Below are 13,891 nucleotides of genomic sequence, written 5' to 3' on the forward strand. Positions count from 1 at the left end.
CTTACGAACGATTGTAGCAACAGCGTTCCATGTAGCAAGGAAAAGCATCAGCTTAACAGAAGATCGGAGTTTATCGTGGTGGAATAACCAACATAAACCAAGAGATATTTAAAAGTGGATAGGAGCATTGCTCCTATCCACTTTTTTTGTTTTATAAATAGTATATCAAGCATAGGAATATATACTTTATTGACATTAAGTATACCTGTTGTTTTAGTAAAAAAATCTAGATGTTGTTAGTATATATTTTAGTAATCTGGTCTATTTAAATATTCAAATAGTAAGTGAATTTATTCAACAAAATATTATTAATATAAATTTTTCACCTACTATGTTTTGTAAGAACGTTATATATGTTTTTATAATTTTATTAATATAATTTTTGTAGGAAATATTTGGTTGGCTAATTTGCGATGCGCCTGAATTTTACACTTGCTAAGGGAGTTTTTTCAATTTGGAAAATAAATTAATTTGGTACCTAAGCCCCTGTATAGCGGACGATTTTGAAAAATAGAGCATTTTGGATATTCTCTCTGTGTTTTCAAAGCTTTAGAAATAACCATTATACTTGACTTCATCGATAAAATGCTTTTTTTTTCAGATTTTTAACATACATTAATTGTCATTTCTCATACAAGTATCTTCATTTCACAACAAAAAATATAGTCTGGTTTAACCTTCAACTAATTTTGTGGTTATAACAAATGTTTTGTAGTCTTATACTTACTTTTTAAGTAGTCCTATAAAATATTAACACTAACCTCCATTATGAAGTTTTCATTGAAACTTAATTTTCTAGTAGTATTCTTTATACTATTTTATTCTGCTACTAGTTTAGCACAGATTGAGACTAACCGATACACGGTTTACTTAACACCTCAAGATTTAGCCACTTGTGGCGGAGTAAATAACTCTATTGAAGAAGTCTTCATTAGAGGCGAGGATGCATCCTGTAATGATTTTAGTATCACTTTTGATCTTCCGCCCGGCGTGGAATATGTTTTAGGGACGGCAAATATAACTTCGCAATCAGATTCATTTGGTAATCCAATTTCCTCTAATCAATATTCAATAGGAGAAGGTGGTACGCCTTCAGATCCTATATTTACCATTCTACGTCCAGGTGACGCAACATGGGATGTTGGGGATGAAGTAAGGTTTACATTTGAACGTAGCGCAAATTGTGATGCAGTAGCTCATGCTAACTCAAGTGGCTTGTTTAAAGATGCACATACTATTAATTTTCAAGATCGAAACGGTGCCAATTCTGCTTCTGATACGGAACCAACAATTTCATCATACGCTTTGATGGCCGCTTCACTTAATATTTCGGCAATACCAACTATAAACGCTAATGTTGGTGAGACATATACTAGAAATATTACATTGGCGCAAGGGGGTAATGGTTGTACCGAAACTTTTACCTACTATGTGGATTTAGGAGAAGATGTAGATGATATTTATACATTATCCTATAACGGAACGGTTTTACCGGTTGATTCTACAGTCGGTCAAGTTTTAACTTATGAAATCGATTTAAACGCAGCTCCTTTCGCAGGAGCCGTTGGCAATAATGATAATTGCTTTGATAATGGTGAAAGCTTAATATTGGTAGAAGAATTTAGAGTAGATGATTGTACGGATACCGCAATAGTCCACAATACCTACTGGGGGTGTAATGCAGGTGAAGTATGCCAATCTGCAGCACCACAGACAGGATCTTTGAATTTTGGGGCTAATGTACCAGATATTTCTTTAACAAAAGTTGGGTCTACCAATCCTGATTTATGTGAAGCGGTAACGTATACAGTAAGAATTGAGAATACGAATGCTACTGCTGGTTCAATGGCTTTAGATGTTGGTATTAATTTAGGTAGAGGTGCAAATACAAGTCCGGTTTCAACAGCAGATTCTAATCCTTTATGGGGCTATCAGCGTTTTGAAACTCGACAGTTTTCAAATTTTAGATTTGGGACAAATCCTTCTTTTACACCTGATAATATTGCAGGTGATACTTATACCACCACAACAACAAATGTAATACCTCCAGACTTTTTTACATCGGATCCTGATGGGCCCGGTGGTTTTGATGATTTGGATAATGATGGATTTTATGATGATTTACCTCCTGGAGAATCAACTGAACTATCTTTTGATTTTGAACTAACACCTAAGGATAATTGTGGCACAGGTAGATTTGATTATTTGGAATGGGAACACACGTATTTTGATGTCTATTTTAAAGATCAATGTAAGAGTGATCGAATTCCAGAAAGAATAGATTTAAATTACTTTAACATAATTAGAGATTACAGAAGTGTAACGGAAATTGATGCGCCTACGGATATTGTTAACAATGAAGATTTTACAATTGCAATTGCTCCATCAATGCAAGCAAATGGTGTAGGAACACCAACTATAGATGGAGAAGCCTTGTTTGGTGATAATGGTAATACGGAATGGAGCATTACTATAGAAGTGCCAACTGGTATGTCATTGCAACCTTCTGCTTCTTCAGAATTTACACAAATAGGCAATTCTATTACCTATACGACTACTACTATTAATAATATTAGTGTTGAATTTAAAGATTGGGTAGAATTTCCATTAACTTTTTCTTGTGGTCCTAACGGATTACAGGCAATACCTTATACTACTAATTTTAAAGCAACAGGATCTAGTGGAACATGTTGGGACCAAGATATTCATTGTGGTACAATTAATATTTACACCCATTGTCCAGGCCCATGTATAGGTCCGGCAATTGAAAGTTTCGATGCTAAAAGAATTACTGCTGGTTGGACAGATGCTTCAATGTCTACAAAAGTAGTTTTAGATGATAATACAGGAGGTCTTAATAAGTACCTGGCGGGTGATCAAATGCAGATTACTACTACGGCATCTATTAATAATATTTCTTTAGATAATTTATATTTTGATTTAACATACGATACTCAAAGTTTAGCTGCTGGTGGCGCTGACATTATTACTCTTATTGATGCTCAGATAACCATAAACGATACGCCAACTACATCACAATCTGGTAGTATTACTAATGCTCCTGTTTTAACTACTAATGGTACAACTGAACATATGTTGAGTTTTGATCTTTCAGATGATAGAAGTTTGATAGGGGGAGCTTATAATTATGAAGGAGATGCAAGTGAACAAGATATAGTTGAATTAGTATTGACATTTGAATTTAGTAAAGATTTTGATGATATTGATTATTATGAATTAACCAATTTAAGGGGAGAGTTCTTCGGATTCACAGACCACCCGGCAAATACTGCTGCAAATAGAGTGGGTTGTGATACATGGGGAGATAGGGCATTTTACTCTAGACCTCGTATAAACCATAGTAATCAGTCTAGATCAACCAATGGTTGTGCCCCATCTAACGGTGTGCTATACTGGACTCATAACATGGGACCAGATGATATGCACCCAGATGAATATAGACCAACAACTATTTGGACAAATACTGTAGTCGATATACCAGAGGGAGCAAGATTTACAGGGAATATTACATCAATACAATTTGAAAGTAATTCTTATTCAACAGGAACTGGTGAGTTTATAGCTACCGAAAGTAATGGTCAGATCATCATTACTCCAGGACCAGGTTTTGTTAATATGGACCAGAAATCATTGATTCAACCAAGATTCTATGTTGAATTTATGGGTACATGTGAATCTCCTGCCTCAGTTCAATATCAATACACGATAAATTTTGAAAATTTCGCGTATACTGATACACCAGAACCGGCAAGCATTACAGGTACAAATACTTTTACTTATACACAACCAACTTTTATTGTACAATCACCGGCACCAACGGTTAATGGAGATGCATATACGGTAGATTTTGATACAAATATCTCAAATACTAGTCCGGAGGATGTTGATTATAACTGGATACAGATTACTACACCGGCAGGCATTAACTTAAATAGTGCCTTTACGGTATCTGGCGGTGTTGAAACTCCTGCAAACTTTTACCAATCTGGAGACAAAATGTGGATTGAAGCTGGCTCTATAGCCACTGGAGATACAAAGACCGTAAGATTTAAAGGTGATTTTGATGATTGTCAAAACCTTACAGTTTTAGTGGAACACGGTTGGGATTGCTCTGGATATCCAGGTTATCCTGATATTTCTACAAGTATAGCTGACTATAGTGCAGTTGGTAGTACATGTTATCAAAATTCTACTTCAATTACCTTAGAACCTAAAGGAGCGCAGGTACAAGTAGCTATTACAGATCAACCTGTTGGAGCGCAAGATTTATGTACACCTTTTAATATAGAGGTAGATATGATAAGTGCTCAATTGGCAGATTTAACTTTTCCATATTTAGAATTTGCAATTCCAGGTGGTGACGGTGGTATTACCATTGTAAGCACAAATGTGGAATATCCTAAAAATTCGGGTAATATAGAACCCGTTACCGTAACCATTACAGACGGAACGGCAAGGGTTAATATTTTAGAACATTCGGGTATAGCTGCAATCAATGGTATAGCTGGTAACCCTGCAATAAATACGGTAGACGAAAGAACGGCTCATATTGATCTTGAAATTCAATTGGAGTGTGATTTTATATCCAATTCAGAATTCACATTTAAAGCATATGGAGAAAGTCCGTGTGGGGATATAGCTGCAGGTAATGGCACAAGGGTAGTTTCAAGCCCTATACAGGCAAACGGTGCAGTTGCCCCTTATAATGCATTAAGTACTATATATGCATCTCCTGTTCAAGGTTGTGGTATAACAGATGAAATTAGAGTAGAAACCACTATTACTGGTGGTACTACTGGAAGTTCAGATTTTTCAAAAGTTACATTAAGAACGGGAATTGAATATGTGGCTTCATCATTTTCAAGTGTAGATGGGGCTTCATTTGTAAGTGTTACAACTGTAGGAAACCATCAAGAAATTTTATTGCAATATCCTGCAGGTGTTACAGCAGGATCTAGAATAGATTTCGATTTTGATTTTATAACAACCAACGAAGGTATTTGCGATGACTTAGAAGAAGTGCGAATTGTTAATTATGTGACGGTGGGCGGTATAACTTGTTCCTCGACTAATTGTGCAGATTTCCAAGTAGCTACAGGTTCTTCTTATGAAATTATGCCGTTAGAAAAACCAATATTGATTGGTACAGCAAATGATAGTTTCTTTACAATTGATACTGGTAACAATTACGAGTATAACTTATCAATAGCTATTGAAAACGGAAGTAGTGTAGATGCAGATGCTGGTTATGCTTATAGTGTTTATTGTGCAGATGTGGATGGTGATATTGACGGAGCGGCAATCGCAACAGGTACGGTCGCTTCTTCTATTGCAAACGGTGCTAGTATAACCGAGGAAATCATGTTTACCACAGCAGGTGCTGCATGTACGGGAACTAACTTTATTGTTGAGTTTTTACCATCTGCATCAAACTGTCAATGTGAGGCTATTTTAATAGAAGTACCGGTTGTTTCTGGAGCTCCATTAGATTTAGATAATGATAATGATGGTATACCAGATGTTATTGAAGTCTACAATGGCGATGCCGATGGTGACGGGACTTTGGATTATGAAGATCCTGATTTCTGTGCAGCCAATTTTGATGGTGTAGAAGGATGGGCTTGTACAACAATGGGCTTACCTGATCCAGATGGTGATTTAGACGGTGATGGCACTCCAAATTATTATGATGTGGATTTCCCAACTTGTGGCGGGCTTAATGCTAACGGGGTGTGTATCAATTTTGATACAGATGGCGATGGTGTTCCAAACCACTTAGATTTAGATTCTGATAATGATGGTATAACGGATATCGTAGAGGTTGGCGAAGGTAACAGAGATTCCAACGGAGATGGTGTTTTAGATAATATAACAGATGTTGATAATGATGGTCTTGCAGATGTAGTGGATAATGATACTACAGACGGTCCAGAAGGTAGTGCGCCCTGTACACAGCAAACAGGTTGTGTACAAACAAACTCAACATCCAATATTTTTGATACGGACGGAGATGGTACTACGGATAATAGTGGCGATTTTGATGGTGACGGACTAATTAATGCTTACGATTTAGATAGTGACAATGACGGTATTTTAGATACGGTTGAAGCACAAACTACAACTGGCTTTAGTGCTCCAGGAGCTATCGATCCATTAACAGGTATACCTGCAGTTGGTGCAGATACAGATGGTATTGACCCAATTGATACGGATGGTGACGGTAATCCTGATTACTTAGATTTAGATGCAGATAACGATGGTATTACAGATACTTTAGAAGCCGGTAGCGAAGATGCTGATGGCGATGGTGCTGTTGATGGTTTTGTTGATGCTGATGGTAACGGTGTTGCCGACAGTGTTGATACTACTCCTTTACCAGATGAAGATTCTGATAACGACGGAATTTTAGATCGATTGGATTTAGATTCTGATAACGACGGAATTACGGATACTACTGAAGCTGGTGGTATGGATGGAGACGGTGATGGTATCATTGATACGTTCATGACCGATACAGATAATGACGGACTTGCGGATAGTGTTGACCCAGTTGGTCCTGCTACTCCAGGTACACCAATTCCGAATCCGGATACGGATAATGACGGATTGGATGATAGAATAGATTTAGATTCTGAAAACGATGGTATTCCAGATGTTGTTGAAGCTGGTGGTTCTGATCCGGATAACGATGGTAGAATCGGTACAGGTCCAATTGCAGATACAGATGGAGACGGACTTTCAGATTTAGTAGATCCAAATGATAATACAACAGGTACACTAGACGATGGTCCAGGTACACCTTTACCAATCGATAATTTTGATGGTGACAGTGTTCCTAATCACTTAGACATAGATTCAGATAATGATGGTATTACAGATACTACAGAAGCTGGTGGACTAGATGTTAATGGTGATGGTGTTGTAGATGGTTTTGATGATACCGCTACAACAGATGGTTGGGATGACGCTACAGCAGCATCTCCACTTCCAATTCCTAACTCAGATACCACAGGTGGTCCAGATTACTTGGATATAGATGCAGATGATGATGGAATTCCAGATAATGTAGAAGCACAGACAACTGCTGGGTATATTGCTCCTGCAGATGCGGAAGCTGCTAACGGATTAGATACCAATTATCCTGTAGGGTTAACTCCAGAAGATACAGATGGTGATTTAATTCCTGATTATTTAGATTCAGATTCTGATGCTGATGGTGTTAGTGATGTTGAGGAAGCTGGTCAAGGTACAATGGTAGATCCTTTAGCCGATGCTGATGGAGATGGTTTAAACGACGCCTTTGATGATACTACTCCTGCATATGATGTAAACAATGATTTGGATACAGGTGCAATCGCTACGGATAATGTAGATGATTTAGACACTGCAGAGGTTGATTTTAGATCCATATTAGATTCTGATAATGATGGCATTATGGATACTGTAGATATTGATGATGATAATGACGGAATTTTAGATACCGGTGAAACAGGCGATACAGATGGTGATGGTATTCCAGACAGTATTGATTTAGATTCAGATAACGATGGTATTCCAGATTCTATAGAAGCTGGTGGTACAGATACAGATGGTGATGGTCATATAGACTACCCTACTCCAGGTGACCCAACTTCTATGACGGATACTAATAATGATGGTCTTGCAGATGAAATTTCAACGACTCCTTTACCAGATGAAGATTCAGATGGTGATAGTATAGAGGACAGAATAGATTTAGATTCTGATAATGATGGTATTCCAGATGTAACAGAAGCTGGTGGTCCAGATGCAGATAACGATGGTGTTATAGATACTTTTGCTACAGATACAGACCGCGATGGTTTGGCAGATAGTGTAGACCCTGCAGATGCCACAACTCCTGGTACGCCTTTAGAAAATCCTGATACTGACGGTGACGGATTTGATGATAGAATAGATACTGATTCTGATAATGATGGTATTTCAGATGTGACGGAAGCTGGTGGTTCAGACCCGGATAACGATGGTGTTATCGGTACTGGTCTAATTACGGATACTGATGGTGATGGACTTTCAGATATTGCTGATACAGATGATAACACAACGCCTACGGCTACAGATGGTCCTGGTACAGCTTTACCAATAGATAATTTTGATGCTGATGCAAATCCAAACCATTTAGATATAGATGCAGATAATGATGGTATTCTAGATGTAGTTGAAAATGGAACAGGTGCTTTAGATACCAATAATGATGGTGCCATTGACAGTACTGATGATGTATTCTTAGATGCGAATGACAATGGTCAAGCAGATGCTACAGAAGGTACTGCACCATTAAATACAGATACAACAGGTGGTGCAAACTACTTGGATATAGATGCAGATGATGATGGTATTCCAGATAATGTTGAAGCACAACCAACTGCAGCTTATAATGCTCCAGATGATGCTTTTGATGCTGAAGGTTTAGATACTAATTATCCAAACGGAATAACACCTGAGGATACTGATAATGATTTAATTCCTGATTACTTGGATCCGGATTCTGACGATGATGGTACGCCAGATATTATTGAAGCTGGACAAGGAACTATGACTGATCCTTTAGCTGATGCTGATAATGACGGATTAAACGATGCATTTGATGATACACCTGGTACAGATGTAAACAATGATTTGGATACAGGTGCTGAAGGTACGGACAACGAAGATGATTTAGATACCGCTGAGGTAGATTTCAGATCTATATTAGATCGCGACCAAGATGGTATTATGGATATCGTTGATCTAGATGATGACAATGATGGTATTTCAGATTTAGATGAAGCCAATGGAGTTGACCCAAGTGCAGATGATGATAATGATGGTATCGTAAACTATTTAGACGATGCTCCTGCTGACCCATTAGTTGGTGATGTAAACGGAATTGTTGAGCCAGCCTTTGATTTTGATGGTGATGGTATTCCAAATCACTTTGATATTGATGCAGATAACGACGGAATATTTGATGTATACGAAGCTGGTAATGATGCTTTAGATACGAATAATGATGGCGTTATTGATAGTAACGACACTGGTTTTGCTGATGGTAATAATGATGGTCAGGCTGATAGCTCTGAAACGACTACGCCTATCAATACTGATACTACAGGGAATGCAGATTTCTTGGATATTGATGCTGATGACGATGGTATTCCAGATAACGTAGAAGCACAACCTACAACAGGTTATGTTGCACCAGCTGATGCTTTTGATTTTAATGGTGTAGATACGAATTACCCTAACGGATTAAGACCTGAGGATACGGATACAGATTTAACTCCAGATTACTTGGATGCGGATTCTGATAATGATGGTGCTCCAGATATTTTAGAAGCTGGTCAAGGTACAATTACAGACCCATTGGCAGATGCCGACGGTGATGGATTGAACGATGCTTTTGATGATACCGTAGGTAATGATGTAAACAATGATTTAGATACTGGTGCCATCGCAACTGATAATGTAGATGATCCAGATACTACTGAAGTAGATTTCAGATCTATATTAGATTTTGATCAAGATGGTATTATGGATATCGTTGATTTAGATGATGATAACGATGGTATTAGTGACTTAGATGAGGCTAATGGTATTGACCCAAGTGCCGATGATGATAACGACGGTGTTCCAAACCATTCTGATGATGATCCTAACGATCCATTGATTGGCGATGTAAACGGAACAACAGAACCGGCATTTGATTTTGATGGTGATGGTATTCCAAATCACTTTGATATTGATGCAGATAACGACGGAATATTTGATGTATATGAAGCTGGTAATGATGCTTTAGATACGAACAATGACGGAGTTATTGATAGTAATGATACTGGTTTTGCAGATGCAAACAATGATGGTCAGGCAGATAGTTCAGAAGGTACAACACCACTGAATACAGATACATCAGGAAATGCGGATTTCTTGGATATCGATGCAGATGACGATGGTATTCCAGATAACGTAGAAGCACAACCTACTACAGGTTATGTTGCTCCAGCGGAATCTTTTACTCCAAATGGCGTAGATACAAACTATCCTAACGGATTAAGACCAGAGGATACGGATACAGATTTAACTCCAGATTATTTGGATGCTGATTCTGATAACGATGGTATTTCAGATATGCTGGAAGCTGGTCAAGGTACTCTTGTAGATCCTTTGGCAGATGCCGATGGTGATGGATTGAACGATGCCTTTGATGATACCCTAGGTAATGATGTAAACAATGATTTGGATACAGGTGCAATTGCAACTGATAACGAAGATGATGCTGATATGGCTGAAGTAGATTTTAGATCGGTATTGGATTTTGATGGTGATGGTATCCCAGATACAGCAGATCTTGATGATGATAACGATGGTATCTCAGATTTAGATGAGGCTAACGGAATTGACCCAAGTGCCGATGATGATAATGATGGTGTTCCAAACCATTCTGATGATGATCCTAACGATCCATTAGTAGGTGATGTAAACGGAACAACTGAACCAGCATTTGATTTTGATGGTGATGGTATTCCAAATCACTTTGATATTGATGCAGATAACGACGGAATATTTGATGTGTACGAAGCTGGTAATGATGCTTTGGATACTAATAATGATGGAGTTATTGATAGTAACGATACTGGTTTTGCAGATGCAAACAATGATGGTCAGGCAGATAGTTCAGAAGGTACAACGCCACTGAACACAGATACATCAGGAAATGCAGATTTCTTGGATATCGATGCAGATGATGATGGTATTCCAGATAACGTTGAAGCACAACCAACAACAGGTTATGTGGCTCCTGCAAATACTTTTAGTCTTAACGGTGTAGATACAAACTACCCTAACGGATTAAGACCTGAGGATACGGATACAGATTTAACTCCAGATTATTTGGATGCTGATTCTGATAACGATGGTATTTCAGATATGCTGGAAGCTGGTCAAGGTACTCTTGTAGATCCTTTGGCAGATGCTGACGGTGATGGATTGAACGATGCTTTTGATGATACTGTAGGTAATGATGTAAACAATGATTTGGATACAGGTGCAATTGCAACTGACAACGAAGATGATGCTGATTTGGCTGAGGTTGACTTTAGAGATGTTCTTGACTTTGATGGAGACGGTATCCCGGATACGGTAGATCTTGATGACGATAACGATGGTATTTCAGATTTGGATGAGGCTAACGGAATTGACCCAAGTGCCGATGATGATAACGATGGTGTTCCAAACCATTCCGATGATGATCCTAACGATCCATTAGTAGGTGATGTAAACGGAACTACAGAACCTGCATTTGATTTTGACGGTGATGGTATTCCAAACCATTTTGATATCGATGCGGATAATGATGGTATTGTAGATGTAGTAGAAGCAGGTAACGGAAATCTTGACACGAACAATGACGGAGTTATCGATAGTAACGATACTGGTTTTGCAGATGCAAACAATAATGGTCAAGCAGATAGTTCAGAAGGAACTGTTCCAACCAACACAGATGGTACTGGCGGTGCAAATTATTTAGATATCGATGCAGATGACGATGGTATTCCAGATAATGTAGAAGCACAACCTACCGATGCGTATATCGTACCGGCAGATGCTTTTGACACAGTGGGATTAGATACGAATTACCCAGGCGGAATAGAGCCAGAAGATACGGATATGGACGGTATTCCTGATTATATCGATGCTGACTCAGATGCAGATGGCGTAAGTGATGTTTTAGAAGCTGGTCAAGGTTCTCTTGTAGATCCTTTGGCAGATGCGGATAATGATGGATTGAACGATGCCTTTGATGATACCCCGGGTAACGATGTAAACAATGACTTGGATACAGGTGCAATCGCAACTGATAATGTTGATGATGCTGATTTGGCTGAGGTTGACTTTAGGGATGTTCTTGACTTTGATGGCGACGGTATCCCGGATACTGCAGATCTTGATGATGATAACGACGGTATCTCAGATTTAGATGAAACCAACGGAATCGACCCAAGTGCAGATGATGACAATGATGGTGTTCCTAATCATTTAGATGATGATCCTAACGATCCATTAGTAGGTGATGTAAACGGAACAACGGAACCAGCATTCGATTTTGACGGTGACGGTATTCCAAACCATTTTGATATTGATGCTGATAACGATGGTATCGTAGATGTTGTGGAAGCTGGCAACGGTGACCTTGATACAAATAATGATGGTGTTATTGATAGCATAGATACTGGTTTTGCTGATGCAAACAATAATGGCCAAGCAGATAGTTCAGAAGGTACAACACCACCAAATACAGATGGTACAGGTGAAGCTAACTTCTTGGATATTGATGCTGACGATGATGGTATCCCAGATAACGTAGAAGCACAACCTACCTTGGCGTATGTTGTTCCTGCCGATGCTTTTGATGCAAACGGTTTGGATACGAACTACCCAGGTGGATTGGTGCCGGAAGATACGGATGGTGACGGAACTCCAGATTATTTAGACCTTGATTCTGAAGATGATGGTGTGCTAGATATCGATGAAACAGATGAAGGTACTTTTACAGGTGTTGATTCTGATAATGACGGACTGGATGACGGCTTTGATAAGACTCCAGGTCTAGATGTAAACAATGATTTGGATACAGGTGCCGATGGTACGGATAATGACGACGATGCTACTACACCAGAAGTAAACTTTAGAGAAATAGGTGATAGTGATGGTGACGGTGTTTTGGATACACAGGAAGAAGCGGATGGTACGGATAAAAATGACCCATGTGATTACGTAATAGAAAATATTACGCTTGATTTCTCAGGTGATTATCTTTTGGCGGATTGTGATGGCGACGGAGTAATCAACGGGCAAGAGCTTGACGATGATACCAATCCAGAAGATCCTTGTGATTATGATGAAGGTAGCATAACCTTGGAACAAGGTGGCGATTATTTGATATCCGATTGTGACGAAGATGGTCTGACCACTTCTCAAGAATTGGCGATAGGTACAGATCCATATGTTGCAGATACCGATGGTGATACCATTCCTGACGGTCAGGAGATTATAGATGGTACCGACCCATTGAATCCTTGTGATTCCTTGAACGGCGTACCAACTTTAGCGGCAGGTTGTGGCGAAGAGTTAGTAGAAACAGGTATTTCTGTTATCAATGAAATCATAACACCAGATAATGATGGTATTAATGATGAGTTCTTAATTGATAATATTGAATCTTATCCTAACAATACGGTACAAATCTTTAACAGGTGGGGTATCATAGTGTACGAGATGAGCGGTTATGATAATGTTACGAACACCTTTAAAGGAGTTTCCAATGGTAGGGTAACAATTTCGACCGATTCAAAATTACCTGTAGGTACATATTTTTATATTATTAAGTATAACAATAATGGCAATAATTTAGATAAAGCCGGTTACCTATACATCAACAGATAAAAAATTCCCCTTAAAAATAAGATACGATGAATAAATATTTTCTAACCATTATAATTACCGTAGCAGGTCTTTTTCTGGGCCACGCCCAGCAAGACGCACAGTACACGCAGTACATGTACAACACGATATCTGTGAACCCTGCGTACGCAGGTTCGCGCGGGGTGTTCAGCATAGCGGCACTGCACCGTTCGCAGTGGGTGGGCCTTGACGGCGCACCTACGACGCAGACGCTCAACTTCCATACGCCGGTATCGGACCATGTAGGCCTTGGGCTATCGGTGGTGAACGACGAGATCGGTAACGGTACCAACCAGGATACCTATATCGATGCGGCGTTCAGCTATACGGTGAACACCTCGGAGACGGGCAAGCTTTCGTTCGGTCTAAAGGCCGGGGGACACCTGTTCAA

General features: G+C 38.9%; 2 protein-coding genes. Both read left to right on the forward strand.

Going from position 1 to position 13,891, the window contains the following annotated elements:
- Window positions 1-768: 768 nt before the first annotated feature.
- A complete protein-coding gene (locus PXD56_RS18530; protein WP_276494812.1) occupies window positions 769-13,482 on the forward strand; it encodes a T9SS type B sorting domain-containing protein in 12,714 nt (4,237 codons plus the stop codon).
- Window positions 13,483-13,508: 26 nt separating this feature from the next.
- Window positions 13,509-13,891, forward strand: a 383-nt coding sequence (locus PXD56_RS18535; protein ID WP_276494813.1) for a PorP/SprF family type IX secretion system membrane protein, incomplete at its 3' end; no start/stop codon positions are given.

It is taken from the genome of Maribacter zhoushanensis (genome assembly GCF_029350975.1).
In the GTDB taxonomy this organism is placed as follows: Bacteria; Bacteroidota; Bacteroidia; order Flavobacteriales; family Flavobacteriaceae; genus Maribacter; species Maribacter zhoushanensis.